Origin of the sequence: Coleofasciculus sp. B1-GNL1-01 (assembly GCF_040220235.1) — a bacterium.
Taxonomy (GTDB): Bacteria; Cyanobacteriota; Cyanobacteriia; order Cyanobacteriales; family Coleofasciculaceae; genus Coleofasciculus.
Genome location: NZ_JAVJTO010000075.1, coordinates 35398 through 58960 on the forward strand (window position 1 = coordinate 35398; position 23563 = coordinate 58960).

Below are 23563 nucleotides of genomic sequence, written 5' to 3' on the forward strand. Positions count from 1 at the left end.
TTAATATGGCAATTTTGCATAAGCCAAATTAAGTTAATTTAAAATTTACACTATTGGTCTATAAATGATTAATAACTCCAGCAAGTATTTTTGACATTTTTTCTGTACTGTAGTATTTAATACATCTTTCCCGAGCTTTTTTACCTCGCTCACTAGCATCGCTAAAGTTCTGAAATATCCACTGAATTTTATCAGCTATTTGCTCAGGAGAACTAGCATCGACTAAATAACCTGTGTCTCCTAAAATTTCTGGAATATCGCCAACGCGGGTAGATAAAACTGGCTTAGCCATTGCCATACCATCTGTCAGCTTAATTGGGAATTGGGCATGAGCTGTAATTGTATCTCGTTGAGGCACAACAACCAGATGAGCAGCGGCTACAATTTCGGGCATTTGATCCACAGGGGTTGATGGCAGTTTAATGATCCAACGTTTGCCGTTTTCCATGAGATGCTCGATATAGCCGTCTCCAATATCTCGACCTCCAACTAAAACCAGCCGTAAATCGGATTGATTTAATTGCTCTAGTGCCAATAAAACATCCTCAATACCCTTATGAGGACGTGCTGTACCGGGAAACATTAGTACTCGATAACCGGACAAACCATATTTGGCTCGACTGACTTCCGGATCAAATCGCTGAGGATCAAATAGTTTCGTGTCTTTTCCATTCGGAAGATAGATACCTCCAAAACGATGTTTGAGAAATTGCGTATCAACCGTTACAGCATTGGCTCGATTAATCAGCTTCTCCATCCACTGCAAATAGAGCCAATGATCGGGAAACCGCAGAACACCATTAGGTTTGAGTAAGTCTCTCGCCAATTGTTTGATTGTGGGATGATATTTCCGCTGACCTGCACCAAACCAACTTAACTCCCAATCATCAATGTCTAAAATGATGGGCTGATGGGTTTGTAGGCGTTTAAATAAGGCTAGACCAAAACTTGTTGGTCGGGGTTTTACGGCATAGATGATATCTCCTTCAATTTCTTTGAGCAAATTTCTGGCTGAATGCAAAATTTGAGGATAATTATAACCCCTTACCCAATGAACAGGAAGCGTCGCAGGTGGTACAGGATATAGACGTTGACCGAACACAAAACCGCCAACTTTAACGTCGTAGTTAAGCTGCTGTAATACCTGCCCGAGGAGATAGGCTCTAGTCCCTCCTCCACCTGATAAATCCGGAGCTAATATAGAAACTTTGTTGACCACTCGTTTGAAATAACTAATTTAAAGATATGACACAGGTGACGCATTAGTAAATCTTGAGCATGGCTATTCCAAAAACCGCACACGACCAACCTGCCGTTCATCCAAAACCCGATTAATATAACTACGTTCCTCGTCTGTAACTTTATAGTCAGAAAGCATCGTAGTCACCAACTGAAGATACTCCCAACGGCTCAATTGACCTGTATCGAGAATCCGATCAACAATTGGGGCGATCGCGGGACTAGAGGGGCGTTGAACAGTTCCTGCCATGGGCGGTTAGTCTTTTTTAGCGGTGACCTAGATTTTCGACTACGATAGCCTAGTTAACCGAGGTTCGTCATCTCAAGCTGAGTGAGTGGCAGTAGAGATAGGATGAAGGTTAAAGGCTCTTGAGTATTTCCATTCTAATCTAATGCCTATTGACACGATTTGCCATTGAGGTGGTTTATCTGTCGAATAGGGAAAATGATTGATAGCAGACTTTTCTGAGGAAGAACGATTCAATATGCAAGTCCATCGACTACCAGCCCTTTCAGATAACTATATCTTTTTGCTGCATGAACCCAAACAGAATATTGCTGCTGTGGTTGATCCAGCCGAGGCTCAACCTGTATTACAGCATCTGGAAAAACTAGATGCCGAGTTAGTAACAATTTTTAACACTCATCATCATTGGGATCATGTGGGTGGAAATCAAGAATTAATTCAGCGATACCCTGATGTCTGTGTCTATGGGGGAACCCAAGATCGGGGCAGAATTCCGGGACAACAGGTATTTTTACAAGAGGGAGACAAGGTTCAGTTTAGCGATCGCACGGCTGAAGTCTTTTTTGTTCCCGGTCATACGAGCGGACATATTGCCTACTATTTTCCCCCTGTCACCAGCGATGATGTGGGTGAATTATTCTGTGGTGACACCATATTTGCCGGAGGATGTGGCAGGCTTTTTGAAGGGACACCCAAGCAAATGGTTGATTCCTTGAGTAAGCTGCGAAGGTTACCGGACAACACCCATGTCTGGTGCGCCCATGAATACACCCTAAAGAATCTTAAATTTGCCCAAACCGTTGATCCCAACAACCCAGACCTGCAAAGCCGTTATACTGACGTTGAAGCAGCTCGTCGTCGAAAAGAGGCAACAGTCCCCTCCTTACTGGGCGTCGAAAAACTGACGAATCCTTTTTTGCGCTGGGAACAACCGACACTCCAAGAAGCAGTTAAGAGTACAGAACCCGTGCAAACCTTTGCCCGATTGCGGGGAATGAAGGATCAGTTTTAACCCAGTAGAGACGTAGCATGCTACGTCTCTACACCAGGAGTTGCACTCGGATAGCAAATTTTCGTATGATTGAAATTCTGAGTGAGCATCAGTATCTAAGTTAAATAGCCCGTACCCAAAAAAGACAATGGCAAAACGTGTACAGTTAGTTTTAAATCAAGACGTTAGGAAACTAGGCAAATCCGGCGAACTGGTAGATGTCGCTCCTGGCTATGCTCGTAATTATTTAATTCCCCATGGGATTGGAACATTAGCCACTGCTGGTATTCTCAAGCAAGTTGAGCGGCGCAAAGAACAAGAGCGACAACGTTTACTCGAAGAAAAGCAGCAAGCTGAAGCCCGTAAGACAGCATTAGAAACCATAGGTCGCTTTACCATCCGTAAGCAAGTGGGTGAACAAGAGGCAATCTTTGGTACGGTTACAGCAGCTGATGTAGCAGAAGCCATTCAAGAAACCACAAACCAAGAGGTAGATCGTCGGGGAATCACGCTTCCCGATATCAGCAAGCTCGGTTTCTACAAGGCACAAGTCAAACTGCATCCAGAAGTTACGGCGGTTATAGAAATTCACGTTGCTCCGATGTAGCATTCTAGTGTAGAGACGTAGCATGCTACGTCTCTACTCCGGATGTAGGGGCAGGTTTTACCGATAACGTTTTGGCAATGTCTTGACTAAACCCGCCCGTCTAGGGGAACAAAGACAGAGGAAATTAAATTAGAGTTTCCTGCGAGTAGTATTAACCTTACCGCCCTCTGCTCCTCCGCTCCCCTGCTCCCCTACCCTCTGCCTTGTTGTACTCGCTATCTCTGGCGATGGCTTCAAACTTTGACCTTTCAATCATCCCTAGCTCTGTACCGCCTCAAAACATCGAGGCGGAGGAGTCTATTTTGGGTGGGATCATGCTTGATCCTGAAGCAATGAGTCGAGTGGTAGATTTATTATCTCCAGAAGCCTTCTACGTTAGCGCTCACCAAGAAATCTATAGATCTGCCTTCATTCTGCACCATGAAGGTAAGCCAACGGATTTCATGAGCGTTACCTCTTGGTTGTATGACCATAAATTATTAGACAAGGTGGGGGGTCAGAGCAAGATAGCGCAGTTAATTGAACGCACGGTGTCAGCCGTGAATATTGACCGCTACGCAGCGTTGGTGATGGATAAGTACCTGCGCCGTCAACTCATCCAATCGGGAAATGAGATTGTTCAATTGGGTTACGAGACACCGATGGCATTGGACTTTGTGCTTGAGCAAGCGGAACAGAAAATTTTCAATTTGACCCAGGTGCGTCCACAACAAGGGTTAGTGCCAATCTCTGAGACATTAATTCAAGCCTTTCAGGAAATCGAAACGCTTCATGAAGGACTTGCCTTACCCGGTATACCCTCTAATTTCTATGACTTGGATGCGATAACGGGTGGGTTTGGGCGTTCTGATTTAATTATTGTGGCGGGAAGACCCTCAATGGGTAAAACTAGCTTTGCGTTGGCTATGGCTCGCAATATTGCTAACCGATTTCCTGTCGCAATTTTTAGTTTAGAAATGTCCAAGGCGCAATTAGTCCAGCGGCTTTTATCCAGCGAGGCGGGCATTGAAAGCAACTATTTGCGAACGGGGCGAATTACTCAAAATCAATGGGAACCCCTCTCCCATGCTCTGGGAACGTTATCAGAATTACCCATTTATATCGAGGATACGCCTAATCCTACCGTTATGCAGATGCGATCAAATCTGCGGCGTCTCCAGGCGGAACAAGGGGGAACGCTGGGATTGGTTTTGATCGATTACTTACAGTTAATGGAAGGGAGTGGTAGTGAAAATCGAGTCCAAGAACTGTCTCGAATTACCCGTTCTCTCAAAGGGTTAGCCCGCGAACTGAATACTCCTGTGATTGCCTTATCTCAGCTTAGTCGAGGGGTAGAGGCGCGGACGAATAAGCGACCGATGATGTCCGATTTGCGAGAGTCGGGTTCGATTGAGCAAGATGCGGACTTAGTGATTATGTTGTACCGGGATGAGTATTACCATCCGGATACGCCTGATCAAGGGATCACGGAAGTGATTATTACTAAACATCGCAACGGTCCAATTGGGGTCGTGAAGTTGATTTTCGACCCTCAGTATACTCGCTTCCGCAATCTTGCCAATCCCAATCAGTGATTATTTAGTCATTCGTCATTTGTCATTCGTCATTTGGGAGTCTCGCCAGCCGCCTTGGGTGGAAACCCAAGGACCAACGCTCAAGTTAGAAGAGAGCTAGCTGATTAGGAAAGGCTGGACAAGTTTTTAACTAATTTTTAGTAATTCCACATCAAAAATTAGAGTGGCGTTGGGTGGAATCACGCCACCTGCACCACGGGAACCATATCCTAATTCCGGGGGAATGATCAGCCGTCGCCGTCCGCCCACTTTCATCGTGGCAACGCCTTCATCCCAGCCTTTGATCACCCGTCCTACACCGAGTTTAAAGGAAAAGGGACGGTTGCGATCGCGGGAACTATCAAACTTGGTGCCATCCTCCAGGGTTCCGGTATAGTGAACCACAACGGTTTGACCTTTTTGGGGTTGTGCGCCTTCACCTTCTTTGAGTTCGATATATTTCAAACCCGATGGTGTGGTAACAACCTCCTGCTCGGTGTTCTGTTCCTCAGTTGAATCCGTACTCATAGCAATTGATTGATTTTCAGGGATTGGTTTAGCCTGGGTAACTTGGGTTAGGGGTTGAGGTTGGGTTGGGTTGAGTTCGTCGGCGGTTGCACTCCCACGGCTGAGTTGAGTCACGACCAACAACAATCCACAGGCAACAATAACACCTAAGCTGATTAGAATATCTCTCAAAATCTATCCTCCTATTACAATGTTTGATTAATGTTTGATTAACGCCACAGCTTATTTTCTAGATCCCGCACTTGACGTTCCAACCTATCAATGCGCCCCCGCAATTCATCCACTTCTGTTTGCCGAGGCACACCTAACTCCTGCAACAGATGCCGTAGCTGTCGTTCCATGTTGACTTCAAAGTTACCTTGTTCCGATTTGATCTGCTGCACCATATCATCAACGAATCCTTGGGCTTGCTCTGGATTAATTTTTCCATCTTTGACCCATTCATCGCTAACTTCTCGTAGTTTGTCTGCAACCATTGACGTTGTGCCTACACCAACCATCAATAACTGCTTCAGCCAATCTCTATTATCCATACGCTGTTCCTGTAACTCGGTGCTAACCCCAGGATAGGGGAAGGGAGGTTGATTCCAACCCCCAGTTCCATTTTGTGCTATCTTGCCCACAACTGCTGCCGTATTTACCCGCCCTTCTAGAGAGGCAGGGGCAGAGAAACGTCTATCTGTGACTTGAACTTGGTATGATTCAACCGTTTGCCCAGTAACCGATCAAGCGTTTTATATGGTAATTGAGTATCTTAAAATGAGAGTCTCGCCCGAACGTCGAGAAACCTTTATTCAGAAAGATGCCGAAATCTGGACACCAATGCTGGCTCGCTGTCCCGGATTTATCAGCAAAGAAGTCTGGATTGAGCCAGAAACACCCACCGAAGTCATCCTGATCATTCGTTGGACAAGCCGCGAACAGTGGAAAGCCATTCCCCAAGAGCAGTTGGATAAAACCCAACAGCAGTTCGAGCAAGAGTTTGGCAACGATTCTCAGATGATTCAGACGAGTGAATATCAAGTGAGAAAATTTCCCCAAACACCCAGCTAACGTTTAGACCTGATGTCCAATTGTCCCCGTTGCCATCAATCTATCAGTAATCAAGAAATTACTTGTCCTCATTGCGGCATGATTCTCAAAGCCTACGGTCATCCGGGTATTACGTTACACCGAGCCGTGGAAGAGGAGTATTTGTGTCAAACCTGTCTCTATCATGCTGATGATACTTGTACGTTTCCTCAACGTCCTTATGCTAAGGAATGTACCCTTTACACGGATAAAGACCAGTCTCCGCTCGAACCTGAACCGATTTATATGCCGCGTCGTAGCCCCTTACAAGCGGCAAAATTGTGGTGTCAGCGTCACCCAGCCGTAGTTGGGTTACTGGGATTGGTTGGGGTTAGTATTGGGTTTACCTTACTCTCTAACTCCTGATAAGCTGTCACGCATTTAATTTAATCGCCGTTCAACAAAAATGGAATTAGATTTTTTGAGGTTCTTTAATGCTTGTGATCCAAGTAAAACGCTCGCGAGTACCGCTTCTTGATACAATTGTCCTAGTTCCGGGCTATCCGATTCTTGTGCCATCCGAATTGTCATATAATCGGTGAAACGTTACGTCAAAGACGCGGCTGTCTCGTCCGTCTCGGTTGAGAGTAAGTGGTCTTCTGTTGTCAGTAAGTGGTCTTCTGAAGACTGCTCAATTGATTGATCTTTTTCGGTACACACATCCAAATTAAACCAGAAGGTTGTACCAATCCCCACTTCACTAACTAAATAGACCCGACTGTGATGTTTCTCAACAATATTGCGGACAATGGAAAGCCCTAAACCCGTCCCTTCCAGGGTATGAACTCGATTCTCGACGCGGAAAAATCGATCAAAAATGTTGTTTTGATCCTCCCAATCAATCCCAATTCCTGTATCGGAGATTTCCACTCGAACCTGGGGAATTTCATCCGGATGATGGGGATTGGGTTCTAGGGGATAGGCACGAATCACAACTCGTCCACCGGATTCTGTGAATTTCAGGGCGTTACCTACTAAGTTATCAAAGACTTGCAGCAATAAGTCATAATGCCCTAACACGGGAGGCAAGTGAGGCGCTATTTCCTGTACCAGTTCAATCCCTTTATCCTTGGCATTAAGCTGGTAGGTGCGGAGAGTTTGCTCCACGGGTCCAGCAATATCTACGGGTTCAAAATGATAAATACGACAGGATGTTTCCAGTCTCGACAAATCCAAAACATCGTTAACCAAACGAGTTAAACGATCCGTTTCCCGATTCGCCGTTTCTAGAAATTCTTGCCGTTCGACTTCAGTTAAATCTTCGCCGTATTCGTGTAGGGTTTCGATGAATGATTTGATGTTAAATAACGGCGTTCTCAGTTCGTGAGACACATTACTGATAAATTGGCTCTTTGCCTCATTCAGTTCCACCTCACGGGTAATATCCTGCACCGTCATGGCAATGCCTTTGATACTCTCGCGGTATTGGTCAAACACCCGCGTCAATAGAATTCGCACAGTACGGGGTGTGGGTTCACTCAGCGTAATACGGAACTCCTCCCCTTCCCGTTCCGCCGCCGTTTCGCCGCTAGCAATTTGATACAGGGGGCGGGTTAGTTCAGAGGTAACCACTGAGGGGAGATGATGCAGTACGTTTTCACCAACCAGGGTATGTCCATCCCAGCCAAAAATACGCCGCGCCGTCGGGTTGACCAAAATCACGTTCAATGTGGTATCGATTAATACAGCACCATCCGCGATCGTAGACACCAAGGTTTCCAGTTTGGCTTTTTCTGCGGTCAATTCCTCAATATTTTGTTCCTCATAACGCTCTAAGCGTTCTGCCATATCGTTGAAACTGGAAATCAGTTCTCCCAGTTCTCCGCCTAGGGGTAAGTCAATGCGCTGCTTGAAGTTCCCAGCGGCAATATTTTTAACCCCCGTGAGCAGTTCTTTAATCGGTTGGGTAATTGTCAAGGCATTAAATACAGCGCCCAGAATCACCATTACCCAAATTGAGATAAACACAGCAATGGTGACATCCCGGGTCAAATTCGAGGAGGCGACAACGGTGGGATTGGGGTTAATGCCAATGGCTAAAACACCGAGATAGTTCCCTTCATGGGTGAGGGGGACAAAAACATCCGTCACTTCCCCATCTGGGGTGACATGCTGCCGAACCATGGGCAAGTCGGAGTTTTTGGCATAGTCTTCGGGAAGCTGAATCCGGCGTCGAATAGAGAGAGAATTGTGGACTTCCGATTCAGAAAAGGGGATGCCGAAGAAAATTCTGCCATCCTCATCCGCATAGATCATATAGCGCACGCTAGAGGTACTGCTATAAAAACGGTGAGAAAAGCGAGCGACTTCGGTGAGATTGTTTTCAGCAATCTGAGGGGCGACATTCGCCGCCAACAGTAGACCCAAATCCCGACCAAAACGAGTGTCGTTCACCCGGGCGTCTTGTTGAATCGTGTTGACTGCCCAAAAGGTCAAGCCACTCATAATCAGGGAGACGGCTAAGGTCGCCGCCGCCATTAGTCGGGTCTGGAGAGTAAACTCCGACCACCATCGTCCCAGTATTTCTCGGAAGGTTTTCAGCAAAGCCAGCAAAATGGGTTGATCAGCATTAAACGGAAACGTTCTCTTAATGTATCTTAATTCTGTGACATACTCCCGACGCTCATCCTACGGATAGAGCGCGGGCTTCTCCATCCCGTTCCCGAGACTTCGCGTTTTTGAGTGAGGCGATGCCCAACCCCACTTTTTTGATTAAAATACCTGAACACAGATCTCGTGGCATAGAAGCACCGCAATGAGGGCATTCATGCCACCGATCAGATAGAGATTTAGAAACCCGGTTTAAGCAAATTGCACAATGTTGAGATGTACCCGCAGGATTTACCTTGACAATCTGCTTACCAGCTTTTTCAGCTTTGTCAGACAAGATATCGTTGAGGAATTCCGCTATCCCCGCATCAGCAAAGCTTTTATTCAAGCCTGACTTTTGAGATTGCCGATTGGGAAGGAAGTTGCCTTGTTCATCTTGTTTGGGCTTATTGCGCCGATTCATATTGGAGATTTTGAGGTCTTCGACAAAAACCACATCAGCCTTGTTTAGTAGTTCTCCGGCTAACTCGTAATGCCATTGCCTACGCTGTCTGGCAATACGTTGATGAAGTCTAGCTAGACGCTGATTCAGTTTACGCCTAGCTCTGGTCCCTTTTGCTCTTAATTCCCTTTTGACTTGAAGTTGGGCGAGCTTGTCTTCAGCTTGGCGATAAAACTTTGGAGGTTCAACTAAAGTCCCGTCAGAACAAGCAGCAAAATATTCCAGCCCTGCATCCACACCAATACTATTCTCTTCTGTTGGCTGAATGTCTCTTGTCGGAGTATCAGGCACAGACTTGTCTGAGAGAGTTAAGGTGACATACCAGCCATCAGCTTTTTTGGTAATTAGCGCTCGTTTAACCACAAAACCATCCGGTGTTGGTCGGTGTTGGATGAACTTAATAGCTCCCATCTTTGGGAGAACAATTCGATTCCCTTGTATGCACTCAGACTTAATGGAAGGGAAAGCCATCGTTCGATAACGATTCTTCCCCTTAAATCGAGGCTTGCCACTACGCTTTCCCTTGCTATCGCCTCCTATAAATCGTTTGAAGGCTAAATCGACCCGCTTCACTACATCCTGAAGTACATGAGCATGGATGTCTTTATACCAAGGACGTTCCTGCTTTAGCTGTACCAAAGAACGTTTTTGCCCGTAGTATTCTGGCTGTTCTTTTGGTTGAGCAATACTGCAAGTTAGAAAGCAAGCGTTGATTGGACTACGGTTCATTTCCCACCAGTCGAATCTTTCCGCCAATAGCCAGTTGTACTGGTAGCGCAACATATCGAGCCAACGAGTCAAACGACATCGCTGTTCGTATGTAGGCTTAAGACGGTATTGATAGGAGGTAATCATCGCTTTGTTTAGTCTGCTAAAATTAGCGTAGCACATATTAGCTACGTTGATTAAATGGTTCTTTGATAGGTTTTTACAGAACTGCCCCGAGGAGAATATAATATGATAATTTCTTCACCAATCTCTTCACTGGGAAGCAAGTATTTTGATTCAATCAATCCATCGATTTTTGTCCGAGCCTCTAATAACTGGTCTAGAGAAAGGGCATCCAGTTGTTGAATAATTTCGTCTAGGGGTTTCGTTTCTCTCATAACGGCAAGCACGACTCGACTCTCTCTATCCTAACCGGGACTGGGTTTTGTCAATGCGTAAGTTCTAACCAAGGACAAATGACGAATGACATAAGACATAAGACATAAGACAAATTAGGTTTGAGTGAAGCGATGACCAATATCTTTACGATAGTACATTCCCTCAAACTCAATACAGTCTATCGCCCGATAAGTGGCGGCGATCGCACTCTCTAAGGTTTCTCCAGTTGCTGACACCGCTAACACGCGCCCACCATCGGTTAGCATCTGTTCCTGTTTAAACTGAGTTCCCGCACAAAATACCGTAGCCCCCCGTTCCTGGGCTTGTTCAATCCCATTAATAACATGACCCTTCTGATACGCCTCTGGATATCCTTGAGCCGCCGCCACCACACAAGCCGCCGCCCCAGGATGCCAGCTAATTGAGGGCAATTCTGCCAGTTTCCGCCCAGTACACGCCAAGAGTAACTCGTGCAGGGGCGTTTCCAACAACGGTAAAATCGCTTGAGTTTCTGGGTCACCAAAGCGACAATTAAACTCCAGAACCGTGGGATCACCTTGAGGCGTAATCATTAATCCGGCGTAGAGAACCCCCCGATAGTCAATTCCTCGTTCCTGCAACGCCTTAACTGTGGGTTGGAGAATGTCTTGCTCAATCCGTGCCATCAAGCTAGGATTCACCAGGGGAGAGGGAGCAAACGCGCCCATTCCTCCTGTATTTGGTCCTGTATCACCTTCACCAATCCGTTTATGGTCTTGAGCGGGTAATAAGGGACGAATCGTGATGCCATCGGTTAGTGCCAAGACAGAAACTTCTTGACCCGTGACGCATTCTTCGATGACCACGGCATTAAACTTATTCTTAAACAAGAACTCAACCGCCGCTATTGCTTCTTCAATGGTTTGAGCTACCGTAACCCCTTTTCCGGCTGCCAAACCATCTGCCTTGACGACAATTGGGGCATCTTGCTCTTTCAGGTATGCGATCGCTTCATCCTTATCGGCAAACATAGCAAACGCCGGAGTGGGAACGCCAGCCGACTGCATCAACGTTTTTGCCCAAGCTTTACTCGATTCAATTTGGGCACCCGCTTGAGTGGGACCAAAAACCACCAAATTTTGACGACGCAGGTAGTCGGTAATCCCCAATGCCAACGGCAGTTCCGGACCCACAACCACTAACGAAATATTATGAACCAAAGCAAACCGAGCAATTCCGGCAAAGTCATCCACTCGTAAAGACAGATTCTGACACTGTGGATTTGTCGCTGTACCCCCATTGCCAGGAACACAGATTACTTGTTTAATGCGTTGAGATTGCAACAGTTTACAGGCGAGGGCGTGTTCGCGTCCCCCATTGCCAACCACCAAAATCTTCACGTTAGCCTCGCGCTCCCGAAGAAATGAACGATAAAGTATACACTGCCATAAAGCAGGTGGTACTACGGATGCCGTTGTACCCAATGAGTGTGTGTGTTGAGCAAATGCCCTCTATTATGCCATGGGATGTCCCCTGATAAGGTGTGGGGGAGATGAGGGAGATGGGGGAGCTGGGGGAGCTGGGGGAGATGAGGAAGCAAACCCATGACAAATGACATAAGACGTAGCTTGCTTCTCAAGGGAGCGAGTAAGCTGTTCGGCATTTAAACCTTAATGTCAATAAGGGTGAAAGCCTTGTAGTGCGTTTAGCGAAGCCATGCCGCAGGCTTTGCATCTTGCTCGCTACTAATACCCAATTTAAATGCATAACAGCTTATGACGAATGACAAATGACGAATAACTATCCTTTTTGCTGCTGATAGCGCTGTTTAAATTCTTTCTGTCGCTTTTTGTGATCGACAATAGGTTCAGGATAGCCACAACTCGACCGTTCATCCGCCGGAATTTTTCCCGTCACCAAGTCTTTAGTATCCAGTGAACTCAACTCCGGTAACCATTGGCGAATATACTCCCCATCCGGGTCATATTTTTGTGCCTGACTAGCGGGATTAAAAATTCGCAAGGGTTTCGGGTCCATCCCACTGGATGCACTCCATTGCCAGCCGCCATTATTAGCCGCTAAGTCACCATCATATAACGTTTGCATAAAATATGTTTCGCCCCATTGCCAATTAATAATTAGGTCTTTCGTTAAAAAACTGGCAACAATCATTCGACAACGGTTATGCATCCATCCGGTTTGATTTAATTGGCGCATGGCAGCATCAACAATCGGATAACCCGTTCTGCCTTCACACCAGGCTTGAAACAGGGTTTGATTATTGTCCCAGGGGAAATTTTCAAAGGTATCGCGATAGGGTCCGGAGGCTAATTCAGGAAAGAAATAAAGGGCGTGTTGATAGAATTCTCGCCAAGCTAATTCCTGTTGCCAGGTTTGAATACCATCACGAGTTTCATCGCTACGGCTACGTTCTATCGCTGTTTGTGTCGCTTGCCAAACTGTGCGAATTCCGATCGCCCCAAATTTGAGGGCGGCGCTGAGTCGGGATGTACCATCAATGGCGGGGAGATTGCGTTGGTGTTGGTAGTCGTCAATGGCGCGATCGCAAAATTCCTCTAGTCTCTCCTGGGCGGCTTTCTCTCCCGGTTCTAGCATTAGTGAATTGTCCCAGGTAAACCCTAATTCTTTAGCGGTAGGTAACTCCATTACGCCAACTTTCTTAACCACATCCTGTTCTGTTTCGGTAAGTCCTTCCCCATTTTTTAAGGATTCAGCGGGGGCGGCTTTGGCTTGGTCTTTCCAGTTTTTCCAGAATGGGGTATAAACTTTGTAAGGATTGCCGGAATTGGTGCGAATTTCTCCGGGGGCATGTAAGAGTTGATCCCAGAATGATTCAACCGCAATTCCTTTTTCTTCTAGGGCATCTTGTACCGTGCGATCGCGCGTTTGGGCATAAGGTTCCACATCACGATTCCAGACTACCGCTTTGGCGTTGAGGGCGTCAGCTAGGGCGGGAATTCCTTGACTGGCGTTTTGATGCAGGATTAACAATTGACTCCCAGCTTCAGCGTAGCGTTGTTGTAACTCCTGTAAGCAGCCAATCATGTACGTGACTCGTGCTGGGGCGATATCATCCCGTTCTAAGATATCTGGGTCAAGACAAAAAACTCCTATCACCTTCTGGGTTTTTTGGCAAGCCGCAGCCAGACCAATATTATCAGAAATTCGTAAATCACGGCGATGCCAGAAGAGAATCAGATCAGTCATGAATGATGAAATTTGAATTGGTAGGGGCGGGTTTTGCCTTTCTGGTTTCGCTGTTAATTATAACGTTTGATGTCCTAATGACCCCGGCGACTGCTATAATTTCTTAGTTTCAGGTAGTTTATAATGGGAATAAAGCAGAGGGCAGAAGTAAGTTGTAGGTTGGGTTGACGCCAGGAAACCCAACCAAATAGGGCTAAAGCCCTTACTACGAACCCAATCATCAAGCACCAAATTAAGATAATATCTTTTCCGTTCAGGTTGTAAAGACGTTGCAAGTAACGTCTCTACAATGTTCGCCACACAACCCTATTGTGTAACCTAACTGTTAGCATAAGATACAGGTTGGATAGGGCGCACGTCCGTGCGCCCCTAAGGTTTCCCGGATATCTTCAAAAACAATTAACCCACTAAGCTGTTCGGCATTTAAACCTTAATATCAATAACGGCGAAAGCCTTGTAGTGCGTTTAGCGAAGCCATGCCGAAGGCTTTGCATCTTGCTCGCTACTAATACCCAATTTAAATGCATGACAGCTTATTGCTGCAAAAACGGACGCGCTAGGTAAAAGCTACAAATCGATTTCGCATCAACCGCATCCCCCCCATGAATTGCTTTTTCTAATTGTTCAGGTGTCATCAACACCGTTTCTAAATCTTCATCCATATCCAATCCTGGCGGTGTCTGCAATTTCTCTAAATCTTGCGCTAGAAATGCGTAAATATATTCATCAGAATATCCTGGTGCTAAGGGAAAACTCCCCAAAGATTGCCAACGGTGCGCCCGATATCCAATTTCTTCCTCGATTTCCCGTTGGATTGTGGTTTCAGGATCTTCTAAAGGTTCCACAGTACCCGCCGGAAACTCTAATAACCGCCGTTGTACGGTAAACCGATATTGACGCACGAGAACCAGTTTCCCTTCTGGGGTAACCGGAACCGCTAGCGCCCCACCGGGGTGACGAACGCATTCCCAGTCGCCTTTAGCTTGGTTGGGAAGACGCAGGTGATTAACTTCAAAGTTAAATTTGCGTCCCTGATAAACAAAGCGTTGTCTGAGTAGTTGAGGGGGTTCTTGACCTTGAGGCATGTCTAACTATACGGGGTGAACTCCAGAACAGTCTACCCTTTGTACGAGTTTTGCGATCGCACATCCGGATGTTGGTTCGATCCAGTCGGGGGCAATTTCGGCTAAAGGAACCAGGACAAAGGCTCGTTCCGTCATCCGGGGGTGGGGGATTTGTAGGGTAGGAGTGTCTATTATTAAATTATCGAATAATAAGATATCTAAGTCTAGGGTTCTCGGTCCCCATCTTTCCCGCCGTTCTCGCCCGAATTGGTTTTCGATGCTGAGAAGGGTTTGTAACAAATCGTGGGGGGTTAGCTGTACCTCTAGAATCACACAACCATTGAGATAATCTGGCTGCGGTGGACCCACGGGGGCGGTTCGATACCAGCTAGACTGAGACGTGACCGTGATACCGGGAGTTTTCGCTAACATGACTATAGCCGCCTCTAAGATGGCACGGGAATCCCCCAAGTTGCTACCTAGTGCGATCGCCGATGGTTGAGAGTGTGACACGAGACGCCCCTGCTGTTGAGTTTATAGATTACCAGAGAATCGACAAAATTTTTGCCGCGATCGGATAAATTAATGTACGAAGAACAAATCCTCGGTCTTTGGTTAGCAGGACCTAAGGGAACCGTTTACTCCCTAGCGATGAGTCCCGATGGCAAGACTTTAATTAGTGGTGGCGGTGATACAATTGTGCGCGTCTGGGATTTAAGCAATGGAGAGGAACTCTCCTGTTTTAGAGGTCATTCTGACTGGGTGCATGGGGTAGCCATAAGTCCAGATAGTCAAACCTTGGTGAGTGGGAGTTTTGATCGCACGCTGAAAGTGTGGAACCTGAAAAATGGGCAGGAACGATACACTCTAAAAGGTCACTCTGACCGAGTATATTGTGTGACAATTAGTCCTGACGGACAGAGAATTTATAGCGGTAGTCAGGATACAACAATTAAAGTTTGGGATATTAACAACGGTACTGAACTACACACCCTAACCGAACCATCAGACTGGGTATATTCCCTCGCCATCAGTTCAGATGGTCAACGATTGGTTAGTGGTTGTGCTGATGGTACGATTTGGATTGGTTCTCGGAAAATACTCACAGGTCATGCAGGTAGCGTTACCTCCGTGGCGATTAGTCCCAATGGGAAAATATTGGTGAGTAGCAGTATTGACAAAACGATTAAACTTTGGGATTTGAGAACAGGAGAGGAAATTCGCACACTGACGGGTCATGCGGGAACCGTTACTTCAGTGACAATTAGCCGAGATGGACGCCGAATTCTTAGTGGAAGTAACGATAAAACTGTAAAGGTTTGGGATTTACAGACAGGTGAAGTCCTGCACACGATTAGTGATCATATAGAAGCAGTTTTAGCGGTAGCAATTAGTCCAGATGGACGAACTCTAGCTAGTGGTAGCCAGAATGACGTGATTAAAATTTGGGGGGTAAAATAAGCAATGCGGAAGATAGGAAAAATGAGGGTAGTCTCAATGTAGCAGGTTACATCTGAAACATCTAGTCAGAGCGGGTTTTGAGCCAAGGCTATCATTAATTAATAACGAAACGAAACTTCCTAAACCATTCCCTACAGATGTACCTCAAAACCATGTCCTTGAGCCAAGCAAATACTCTTACCTAATCACCAATCACCAATGATAGTACTTGCCAATATCGCTGCCCCAAAAATTCTCAATATGACAGGTAATGTCGCAATTATTTTCAGTATTATTCCTGTCGAAGCCCTGGTTATTTGGAGTTTATTCAAGTTCCGCTCAAAAGTTAAATTAGGCATATATAAAGTCCTAATTATGACTCTAGTTGCCAACATTGCTACATCAATTATAGGTATTCCCTTCGCGTTTAATAATATGTACACTGGCAGTCCAGGAACAGCTGTCTTTAGTTTACCTATTTTCTTTGTATTCTCTTGCTTAATTGAATGGAGCTTATACATTTCTCTATTTAAACCTAAAAATAGTCGGAATCCAGAGGGAAACTTATTTCTAGCCACTTTTTTGAGTAATTTAGCTAGTTACGCCATTTTTTTCTTCGTCTTGCTTCCAGTTAGCTACCCATCAAATTTACTTTGGCAACCCAATCCGGAACGCGCCCATTGGGAAGCTAAACAGGTAATTCCTACGATCTTAAGTTACCAATATGACTTCTATGGTAGAAATTCACAATTTGCTTCTACATTTAAAGAATTGACAGGCTCTACTGAAGAGCATCCTTTTGGTTTTTCCAAAATTCAATTGATGAATGACCGTACAATAGAAAATGAATTCCACCAATTTAAACTCTCTGCTGATCTAGATAAAACAACTGTAAAAGTTACAGCAAAACGTGAAACATTCAAAAGCTACACGGCAATAATCGTGGTAGCTAACGAGAAATCTGAAAATGACTTGTTGCGTGGGATTTGCCAAACTGATCAACCCTCTATAGTTCCTCCAGATAATCCTCAACTCATAGAAGGTAAAATTCAATGCCCATCGGGTTCATCTTTTCTATATTGAAGAATTATGAATTTTAGCATTCCTGGTATTCCTAAAAATAAGCGGTATATTTTACCAACTGTTTTAGGATTGGCACATGGTAGTGCTGATGCAGCCGCAGGTTTTCTACTGGCTACTTTACTGCAAAGGCTATCCCTAGAACAAAGTAGTTTTCTCATCTTACTTTACAACGGATTAGCTTTTGGGTATCAGCCCATAGTTGGGATGATCACCGATAAACTCAAACGTCCCCGTATTGCTGTTTTAATGGGATTATTGCTACTGAGTCTGGCGCTAGTTTCAGCCAATTGGCAACCCCAATTCGCGATAATTTTAGCGGGAATCGGTTCAGCCGCGTTTCATGTTGGCGGGGGGGCGATAGCGGTTTGGGTAACGCCTAAATCGACTCTGGGTGCGGGATTATTTGCTGCACCAGGGGTGGTAGGATTAGCGGTGGGTGGTGGGTTAGGATTAGCCGGATATGAAGGGACAGGGTTATTGGTATCGCTACTTTGTATGATCATGATAGCGATCGCGCGAATACCTTTGCCTAAACTTCCCTATCGTCAAACTTCTGATCCTGACTTGGTTCAGGAATCGGCGGTTGTGGATCAGGATTTAGTCTTGCTGATATTATTGAGTGCGATCGCGTTAACGTCTCTAGTTTGGACTAGCTTTGATTTTCTACTACAGGGTAATATTCCAGCTTTAATTGCGATCGCGATCGCTGCCGCTGTTGGTAAAATTTTGGCAGGAATTTGGGCAACAGCTTGGGGGTGGCGATTGTGGACAATGGGAACCTTAGCCCTATCCAGCCTGTTACTGGTAATTGGCGGACATCATTTGTTTACCTTACTGCCAGCCGTGGCGCTATTACAATCGAGTATCCCAGTTACATTAGCCGCCACAGCCCACCTGATGCCAGAACAACCCGCCACAGCCGCAGGATTTGCATTAGGATTAGCGATCGCGATCGGTGGTATTCCCGTCATGGGTGGGTTGGGCAAGATAATCAGTTTATCACTTATTTCTGCGGCGTTGGTGATAGTAGTCATGCTGTTATTGGTATGGGTGTTTAGTCGCAAAGCTGGGTAGAAGGGTAAGTCTTTTTTACCAATAATTACAGGTATGAAACGATATGGATTGATATGATATCAAAACGTTAATTCCCCTAACCAAGGACGAATAACGTAGCTTGCTTCTCGCCAAGCGAGTATGACAAATGACAATTACTCTTGAGTAATTACCCGCACCAAAGTAGCAGTATCAAAGGCATCGGAGGGATAATAAACCGTCTCATAATCATTGATCGCGATTATCGCTTTTTTCGGTTGAGTACCCTGTCCACCCAATTGCTGTTTAGCGACTTCGGGATTATTGAAACAAAACCAAACTTGGCGATCATCGCCCCGAAATCTGGGTAGCTGTTTGGCGGCGGCTTCATCAACAACAAAACAGGGGATCTTGGTGTTTCCTGGAAGCTGATGATTAGGTTCATAAGTCCCAGTGAGAGCAATTTGACCTCGAAATTGGACTCGACCAATTACACCATACTCAGGTAATGAGTCAGCTTGAACCGAAACGACTTCTAGACCCATAAATTCCTCTCCTGGTTCGAGTTGATGGGGGTCAAAGTGGTTATCAACCGCTTTCAACTCAAAGGATAAGTCTTTAGTCGGTGTCGGGGATAGCTTAGTCTTAGCGGCTAATGCAGCCGTACTCCCTAAGCACAGGAGTGAAATAAGTGCGATCGCGGTTGGATGTTGACGCATGGGGAAATAATCTCATTTAGAGTGAATCGATAAGGCTACACTATCGATCATGACTCTATATTCGCTAAACTGACGAGCTTGTGCATCACTCCATAGGAGCAAAATTAAGCTGTTTAGTATTTAAACCCTAATGTCAATAATGACGAAACCCTTGTAGTGCGAGCATCTTGATCGCTACTAAGAATTTTGGGCTATTTGATATGCATTGTTCCTAAAGGATATCCTCGGCATCCGCCGCCAACACCTGATCGACTGTTAAAGTAAGGTTAGGAAATGTTTGACAGGGAATAGTTTCTCCTGGCAAATACTCACATCGTTGATATTCCCCATTACCCAGCGTTAGCACAATAACTTTCTTCCCCTTCCCGCGCCAGCAATATTTAGCTGGAATTTGACCCCAATAATCAACAATCCAATATTCCGGCACTCCGATTGCTTGGTACTCCTCTTGTTTGTCCACCAAATCCGTAGACCAATTACTTGAGGCAATCTCAACAATCATAAATGGTTTAGTCGTAATCCCTCGGCTGGGTCGATCTTCAAAGAAAGTCTTGGGTCGTTCAATAATAGCAATATCTGGTCGTCTCGCTTTTGCTTCGTCCAGAAAGAGTGCATTTCGCTTGCTTAATCTATCCTATCTGGAAGTGTCAGGAGTGCGATCGCGCAAAGCAAAGCGTGTCCGATAGGACGTATCGCGAACCACTCCCTCAGTTTCCTGGATAGTCAGCGTCATTGGCTACTCAGCCGGATTCATATAAAGATCTACTGGATTGACACAGCTAAAATGGTGGAATAGATTGTAGGTTGAGTTGATCACAGGAAACCCAACAGGATATAGGGCTAAAGTTCCCTACTACAAGTCGAATCTAATCCATCAAATAAGGTGTGCCACGCCAGTACGATAGCCAAGCCAAGGCTCGACAAACAGGATTTCGACAGCATTTATCTGTCAATCTCTGAATCGATAACGCTACACTATCGATCATGACCCATATTCGCTGAACTGATGAGTCTGTGTATCAATCCCAAGTGTCAGAATCCCGATAATCCCGATAATCTGCTCTATTGCCAAAGTTGTCAGTCTGAATTGCTATTGGAGGGACGTTATCGGGTTATAAATCTATTGGGCGAAGGCGGTTTTGCTAAGACCTATGAAGTTAGCGATCGCACCACTATTCCTAAAGTTATCAAAGTTCTGAGTAAAAATGAACCAAAACCTGTAGAACAATTCCAGCGAGAAGCCCAAGTATTAACTCGGCTGCATCATCCCGGAGTTCCCCAAGCAGAGGAATCCTTCACTTTTTACCCTAAAAATAGTCAAGAACCCGTCTATTGTCTGGTCATGGAGAAAATTGAGGGAGAGAATCTGGAAAAGTGGTTAGAAAATCGGGATAATCGCCCCATTAGTGAAAAGTTAGCGATTGATTGGCTAATTCAACTCGCCAACACACTACACGCCGTTCATCAACAGCAGCTTTTTCACCGAGATATTAAGCCATCGAATATTATGCTCAAGCCAGATGGAGGACTGGTATTAATTGATTTTGGCATAGCGCGAGAAATTACAGGAACCTACGAGCAAAAACAAGCAGCAGGACAAGTGACCAAAGTTGTTTCTGACGGTTACTCTCCTCTCGAACAAGTCATTGGTAGTGCTGTTCCCCAATCAGATTTTTTTGCCTTGGGTCGTACTTTTGTCCATTTACTGACGGGTGAACATCCTCTGAACCTTGGCGATCAGTATCGCCACGATATCTATACCGATGAGTTAGAGGATTGGCGTGATCAAGCTCCCCAAATTTCTTCTATCCTAGGAGATTTTATCAATCAACTGATGGCTCGTCCAATTCAGAAACGCCCCGCCGATACCCAGGCAATTTTGGCACGGTTGGCAGAGATTGAGCAAACTTTGTATCCAAACACACAACAACGACAACCGATCCAATCACCGACTGCAACCAATTGGCAAAACTTTATAGCCGATCATGTTTTCGGTGATTTATCTTCTTGCCACTCAGCTTCTGTTACCTCATTAGCTATCAGTGCTGATGGACAAACCTTAGTTAGTGGTAGCGAAGATAGGATGATCAAAGTGTGGAATTTAGCAAATGAAGAAGAAACTCATTCTTTTAATCATGGAGAGGGTATTCTGTCTGTAGCCATCAGCTCAGATGGAAAAATTATCGCTAGTGGTACTGTAAACAAGACAATTAAAGTATGGAATTTAGAAAATCAAAAAGCTACTCAAGTTTTGACTGGGCATTCTGGACAGGTTATGTCCCTTGCTTTTCACCCAAAAAACAATAATATTCTTTTTAGTGGGAGCGGAGATAAGACTATTAAAATATGGGATATAAACAATCAAAAATGTACTCACACTCATACCAAGCATTCAAGTGGTGTAACGTCTATAGCAGTGAGTCCAGATGGAAAAACCATCGTCAGTGGTAGTTATGACAAAACAATTATTGTGTTGCCAGATCAAATCCTTGAAAGTCACTCAGATGTAGTTTTCGCTGTCGTAATTAGTCCAGACGGACAAACTGTGATTAGTGGCAGTCGGGATAAAGAAATCAAGGTATGGAATTTGAGGAGTGGAGAACTGCTCTACACTCTGACTGGGCATAAAGGTTCTGTTTTATCTATAGCAATTAGCCCTGATGGAAAAACCCTGTTTAGCGGCAGTGAAGATAAAACAGTCAAAGTTTGGGACTTAACTACTCAGCAAGAAATTAATACCCTAACTAAGTATTTAGACGCTGTAACATCATTGGTGATTAGTCCCGATGGTAAAACCTTAATCAGCGGTAGTCACGATGGTACAATCAAGGTATGGAGTGTGCAGTAATGATTGTTTATTTAGATAGAGTTATTGTATCTAATGTGGCGGCATAGTTTGGTTTATTTAGACATCATTATAGAATGTTATATTTTAACTCAAGTCTCCCATAGTTCCACAATTTGCAATTCCCAACCTGGAAGCAACTCTGGAATCGTCAAAACATCCCCATCTCTCAATACCATTTCCGGTTGATCCTGCTGATAAACTGTTACCGTTTGCTCTGTCTCTGGTTCAATAAAAATACCCACAGCCATCCCCATTTCAATCAGCATTTGCAGCTTCGCTTTCTGATATGAACTCGGATCAGTTTCCGCTTCTGTACAGCAGCAACATTCCATGATTAAATCTGGTACTAATTCTGGATATGATTCGGGTAACTTTGTCAATCCATTCTGGCGCATATAATCCCGCATTCGTTCAGCGCGAATGAAACAGTTATCCGGTTCAATCACATCCCCATTCGGCAAAATCCAACCGCAGCGTCCTAAAACATAACCCAAGGGATGATCAGAACCCGTTTTAACCCAATTCATCAAAGCAAAGCCAAAATTAGACCTTGCTATCGCGGACGCCATTCCCCCACAATTAACAATACAAGGGGACATGATAATGATTCGACCTCCCCGTAATTCCATCCCATAGTCATCAAACGTTGCTTGTACCCGTTCCAAGTCATGGGGGGTAAAGGGTAAGGATAGGGGTGGACTTAAAATAATTCGTCCATTCTCTAATTTGGCTGGATAATCGGGAAAAGTCGCCCGAACCTGTTCGAGTTCTTGGGTTGAAAGTGTCACGGGTAAAAGAGTGCGATCGCGGAAAGCAAAGCCTGTCCGATAGGACGTATTGCGTCTAATTCTATCATGAACCTTCCGGTACGTTACTAACAAATTCTGCCAGGGTTTGTGCTGTCAAAGCCACCGTCACCAAATCCTCTAATTGATCAACTTCAAGTACCTGTAAACGTGGCTCAATATCTGGCGGAACCTGTTCAAAGCGAGTAGCAAGGATACGCAATAACTGTCGTAATGTCCCTTGGTGAAGCCCTTGCTGTTGAGCCGCTTCTTCGGGTAGGGGAACAAGATTACCCTCTTGATCATAAAATCGTAACCAAACCGCCGTCTCTCGGTCTATCGTTCCTTGCCAAGTTCCCAACCATAACCCCAATGTCTGACACCACAGCCAACCCTGTTCATTGCCAACTAACGGTTGATATTGTTGAGACGCATCCAAATGCCAACCCTGTAAGGAATTGGGATCAAAGGGATTAAAAACAAAGTAATCCGGTGTTCTAAAAATACGCTCATAAATATCTTTCTTTGTCCCCGTATCCATAGATGCTGTAGAAGGAGACATTAATTCGACAATTACATCAGGGTAACGTCCCCCTTCTTCCCACACAACCCAACCTTGCCGTTCAGTCGTCCCGTCAACATTTAATACGGCAAAGAAATCGGGTCCTCTAAAATCTCGGTTCCGCGCCTGTTCACTGCTGTAATAGATAAACATATTACCGCTGGTATAGAAATCATTGCGGTCAAGATAGGCTTGCTGCAACGATCGAATCAGGACATTTATAGCAATACGGTGGCGATTACTTTCCAACGGTTCTCCATCATCAAAGATTAAGTCAGTTGGCGGCATGGATGGTTCCCAGCCTACCACAGTTTGGGATGTTGTCTCTTGGGTTACCAAGTCGGACATGATCAGCGTCTCTCTCCACTAAGGTGCTTTTTTCCAGAACCCTAAATGTATCTTAACAAAAGCGCGATCGCTAAGATAGC

The 23563-nt window shown here is 45.1% G+C and carries 25 protein-coding genes; 9 read left to right on the forward strand and 16 right to left on the reverse strand.

Features of this window, described 5'->3' with window-relative positions; translation table 11 throughout:
- Nucleotides 1-58 precede the first annotated feature (58 nt).
- The gene (locus RID53_RS18575; RefSeq protein WP_446389504.1) at nt 59-1219 is read right to left on the reverse strand and encodes a glycosyltransferase family 4 protein; all 1161 of its coding nucleotides are present in this window, start codon (nt 1217-1219) and stop codon (nt 59-61) included.
- A gap of 63 nt (nt 1220-1282) precedes the next feature.
- The gene (locus RID53_RS18580; RefSeq protein WP_446389505.1) at nt 1283-1489 is read right to left on the reverse strand and encodes a hypothetical protein; all 207 of its coding nucleotides are present in this window, start codon (nt 1487-1489) and stop codon (nt 1283-1285) included.
- Nucleotides 1490-1724: 235 nt separating this feature from the next.
- Here RID53_RS18580 and gloB point away from each other — a divergent pair, with 235 nt between their 5' ends.
- From gloB to dnaB, 3 genes are all read left to right on the forward strand, one after another.
- Complete coding sequence (gene gloB, locus RID53_RS18585; protein WP_446389539.1) at nt 1725-2498, forward strand: hydroxyacylglutathione hydrolase; 774 nt, start codon at nt 1725-1727, stop codon at nt 2496-2498.
- A gap of 127 nt (nt 2499-2625) precedes the next feature.
- Entirely contained in the window at nt 2626-3084 is a 459-nt protein-coding gene (gene rplI, locus RID53_RS18590) for a 50S ribosomal protein L9 (protein WP_006103244.1), read from the forward strand.
- Between the two features lie 227 nt (nt 3085-3311).
- Complete coding sequence (dnaB, locus tag RID53_RS18595; protein ID WP_446389506.1) at nt 3312-4658, forward strand: replicative DNA helicase; 1347 nt, start codon at nt 3312-3314, stop codon at nt 4656-4658.
- A 126-nt stretch (nt 4659-4784) separates the two neighbouring features.
- Here dnaB and RID53_RS18600 read toward each other — a convergent pair whose 3' ends face one another.
- Both RID53_RS18600 and RID53_RS18605 read right to left on the reverse strand, forming a co-directional pair.
- Nucleotides 4785-5336: an FKBP-type peptidyl-prolyl cis-trans isomerase gene (locus RID53_RS18600; RefSeq protein ID WP_006103150.1), complete on the reverse strand. Its 552-nt coding sequence runs from the start codon at nt 5334-5336 to the stop codon at nt 4785-4787.
- Nucleotides 5337-5374: 38 nt separating this feature from the next.
- Entirely contained in the window at nt 5375-5698 is a 324-nt protein-coding gene (locus RID53_RS18605) for a phasin family protein (RefSeq protein ID WP_044209078.1), read from the reverse strand.
- Between the two features lie 205 nt (nt 5699-5903).
- On the opposite strand from RID53_RS18605, the gene RID53_RS18610 reads away from it, so the two are divergent.
- Nucleotides 5904-6218: a TIGR03792 family protein gene (locus RID53_RS18610; RefSeq protein ID WP_446389507.1), complete on the forward strand. Its 315-nt coding sequence runs from the start codon at nt 5904-5906 to the stop codon at nt 6216-6218.
- Between the two features lie 12 nt (nt 6219-6230).
- Entirely contained in the window at nt 6231-6602 is a 372-nt protein-coding gene (locus RID53_RS18615; protein WP_446389508.1) for a hypothetical protein, read from the forward strand.
- A gap of 180 nt (nt 6603-6782) precedes the next feature.
- On the opposite strand, the gene nblS is transcribed toward RID53_RS18615, so the two are convergent.
- The 8 genes from nblS to folK form a co-directional block, all read right to left on the reverse strand.
- Complete coding sequence (gene nblS / locus RID53_RS18620) at nt 6783-8789, reverse strand: two-component system sensor histidine kinase NblS (RefSeq protein ID WP_446389509.1); 2007 nt, start codon at nt 8787-8789, stop codon at nt 6783-6785.
- A gap of 70 nt (nt 8790-8859) precedes the next feature.
- Nucleotides 8860-10143, reverse strand: a complete 1284-nt coding sequence (locus tag RID53_RS18625) for an RNA-guided endonuclease InsQ/TnpB family protein (protein WP_446389510.1) — start codon at nt 10141-10143, stop codon at nt 8860-8862.
- 50 nt (nt 10144-10193) lie between these two features.
- Nucleotides 10194-10394: a hypothetical protein gene (locus RID53_RS18630; RefSeq protein ID WP_446389511.1), complete on the reverse strand. Its 201-nt coding sequence runs from the start codon at nt 10392-10394 to the stop codon at nt 10194-10196.
- A 114-nt stretch (nt 10395-10508) separates the two neighbouring features.
- Entirely contained in the window at nt 10509-11774 is a 1266-nt protein-coding gene (gene purD / locus RID53_RS18635; protein WP_446389512.1) for a phosphoribosylamine--glycine ligase, read from the reverse strand.
- A 400-nt stretch (nt 11775-12174) separates the two neighbouring features.
- The gene (locus RID53_RS18640) at nt 12175-13602 is read right to left on the reverse strand and encodes an FAD-binding domain-containing protein (RefSeq protein WP_446389513.1); all 1428 of its coding nucleotides are present in this window, start codon (nt 13600-13602) and stop codon (nt 12175-12177) included.
- Between the two features lie 74 nt (nt 13603-13676).
- Complete coding sequence (locus tag RID53_RS18645; RefSeq protein ID WP_446389514.1) at nt 13677-13877, reverse strand: hypothetical protein; 201 nt, start codon at nt 13875-13877, stop codon at nt 13677-13679.
- A 258-nt stretch (nt 13878-14135) separates the two neighbouring features.
- Complete coding sequence (locus RID53_RS18650; RefSeq protein ID WP_446374664.1) at nt 14136-14687, reverse strand: NUDIX hydrolase; 552 nt, start codon at nt 14685-14687, stop codon at nt 14136-14138.
- A 6-nt stretch (nt 14688-14693) separates the two neighbouring features.
- On the reverse strand, nt 14694-15179 hold the full coding sequence (gene folK, locus RID53_RS18655) for a 2-amino-4-hydroxy-6-hydroxymethyldihydropteridine diphosphokinase (protein WP_446389515.1): 486 nt from the start codon (nt 15177-15179) through the stop codon (nt 14694-14696).
- A gap of 72 nt (nt 15180-15251) precedes the next feature.
- Between folK and RID53_RS18660 the strand changes: the two genes are divergently transcribed.
- The 3 genes from RID53_RS18660 (at nt 15252) to RID53_RS18670 (ending at nt 18263) form a co-directional block, all read left to right on the forward strand.
- A complete protein-coding gene (locus tag RID53_RS18660; RefSeq protein WP_446389516.1) occupies nt 15252-16127 on the forward strand; it encodes a WD40 repeat domain-containing protein in 876 nt (291 codons plus the stop codon).
- 198 nt (nt 16128-16325) lie between these two features.
- Nucleotides 16326-17189 (forward strand): type IV pilin-like G/H family protein, encoded by an 864-nt coding sequence (locus tag RID53_RS18665; RefSeq protein WP_446389517.1) that lies wholly within the window; start codon nt 16326-16328, stop codon nt 17187-17189.
- A 6-nt stretch (nt 17190-17195) separates the two neighbouring features.
- Nucleotides 17196-18263 carry an MFS transporter gene (locus RID53_RS18670; protein WP_446389518.1) on the forward strand — a complete coding sequence of 356 codons (1068 nt, stop codon included), beginning with the start codon at nt 17196-17198 and terminating at the stop codon, nt 18261-18263.
- 134 nt (nt 18264-18397) lie between these two features.
- On the opposite strand, the gene RID53_RS18675 is transcribed toward RID53_RS18670, so the two are convergent.
- Both RID53_RS18675 and RID53_RS18680 read right to left on the reverse strand, forming a co-directional pair.
- Nucleotides 18398-18940, reverse strand: coding sequence for a hypothetical protein (locus RID53_RS18675; RefSeq protein WP_446389519.1), 543 nt, complete (start codon nt 18938-18940; stop codon nt 18398-18400).
- A gap of 211 nt (nt 18941-19151) precedes the next feature.
- The gene (locus RID53_RS18680) at nt 19152-19544 is read right to left on the reverse strand and encodes a Uma2 family endonuclease (protein WP_446389540.1); all 393 of its coding nucleotides are present in this window, start codon (nt 19542-19544) and stop codon (nt 19152-19154) included.
- Between the two features lie 402 nt (nt 19545-19946).
- Here RID53_RS18680 and RID53_RS18685 point away from each other — a divergent pair, with 402 nt between their 5' ends.
- Nucleotides 19947-21788 carry a protein kinase domain-containing protein gene (locus RID53_RS18685; protein ID WP_446389520.1) on the forward strand — a complete coding sequence of 614 codons (1842 nt, stop codon included), beginning with the start codon at nt 19947-19949 and terminating at the stop codon, nt 21786-21788.
- Nucleotides 21789-21877: 89 nt separating this feature from the next.
- On the opposite strand, the gene RID53_RS18690 is transcribed toward RID53_RS18685, so the two are convergent.
- Nucleotides 21878-22669, reverse strand: a complete 792-nt coding sequence (locus tag RID53_RS18690) for a Uma2 family endonuclease (RefSeq protein ID WP_446389521.1) — start codon at nt 22667-22669, stop codon at nt 21878-21880.
- On the reverse strand, nt 22641-23483 hold the full coding sequence (locus RID53_RS18695) for a Uma2 family endonuclease (RefSeq protein ID WP_446389522.1): 843 nt from the start codon (nt 23481-23483) through the stop codon (nt 22641-22643). The genes RID53_RS18690 and RID53_RS18695 overlap by 29 nt, the downstream gene beginning before the upstream one ends.
- Between the last annotated feature and the right edge of the window lie 80 nt (nt 23484-23563).

Excerpts from the sequence above, each read along its gene's own strand:
- RID53_RS18580 (WP_446389505.1), bottom strand. The coding sequence starts at position 1,489 with ATGGCAGGAACTGTTCAACGCCCCTCTAGTCCCGCGATCGCCCCAATT.
- gloB (WP_446389539.1), top strand. The coding sequence starts at position 1,725 with ATGCAAGTCCATCGACTACCAGCCCTTTCAGATAACTATATCTTTTTG.
- rplI (WP_006103244.1), top strand. The coding sequence starts at position 2,626 with ATGGCAAAACGTGTACAGTTAGTTTTAAATCAAGACGTTAGGAAACTA.
- dnaB (WP_446389506.1), top strand. The coding sequence starts at position 3,312 with ATGGCTTCAAACTTTGACCTTTCAATCATCCCTAGCTCTGTACCGCCT.
- RID53_RS18605 (WP_044209078.1), bottom strand. The coding sequence starts at position 5,698 with ATGGATAATAGAGATTGGCTGAAGCAGTTATTGATGGTTGGTGTAGGC.
- RID53_RS18610 (WP_446389507.1), top strand. The coding sequence starts at position 5,904 with ATGGTAATTGAGTATCTTAAAATGAGAGTCTCGCCCGAACGTCGAGAA.
- RID53_RS18615 (WP_446389508.1), top strand. The coding sequence starts at position 6,231 with ATGTCCAATTGTCCCCGTTGCCATCAATCTATCAGTAATCAAGAAATT.
- RID53_RS18625 (WP_446389510.1), bottom strand. The coding sequence starts at position 10,143 with ATGATTACCTCCTATCAATACCGTCTTAAGCCTACATACGAACAGCGA.
- RID53_RS18630 (WP_446389511.1), bottom strand. The coding sequence starts at position 10,394 with ATGAGAGAAACGAAACCCCTAGACGAAATTATTCAACAACTGGATGCC.
- RID53_RS18640 (WP_446389513.1), bottom strand. The coding sequence starts at position 13,602 with ATGACTGATCTGATTCTCTTCTGGCATCGCCGTGATTTACGAATTTCT.
- RID53_RS18650 (WP_446374664.1), bottom strand. The coding sequence starts at position 14,687 with ATGCCTCAAGGTCAAGAACCCCCTCAACTACTCAGACAACGCTTTGTT.
- RID53_RS18660 (WP_446389516.1), top strand. The coding sequence starts at position 15,252 with ATGTACGAAGAACAAATCCTCGGTCTTTGGTTAGCAGGACCTAAGGGA.
- RID53_RS18665 (WP_446389517.1), top strand. The coding sequence starts at position 16,326 with ATGATAGTACTTGCCAATATCGCTGCCCCAAAAATTCTCAATATGACA.
- RID53_RS18670 (WP_446389518.1), top strand. The coding sequence starts at position 17,196 with ATGAATTTTAGCATTCCTGGTATTCCTAAAAATAAGCGGTATATTTTA.
- RID53_RS18675 (WP_446389519.1), bottom strand. The coding sequence starts at position 18,940 with ATGCGTCAACATCCAACCGCGATCGCACTTATTTCACTCCTGTGCTTA.
- RID53_RS18685 (WP_446389520.1), top strand. The coding sequence starts at position 19,947 with ATGAGTCTGTGTATCAATCCCAAGTGTCAGAATCCCGATAATCCCGAT.
- RID53_RS18695 (WP_446389522.1), bottom strand. The coding sequence starts at position 23,483 with ATGTCCGACTTGGTAACCCAAGAGACAACATCCCAAACTGTGGTAGGC.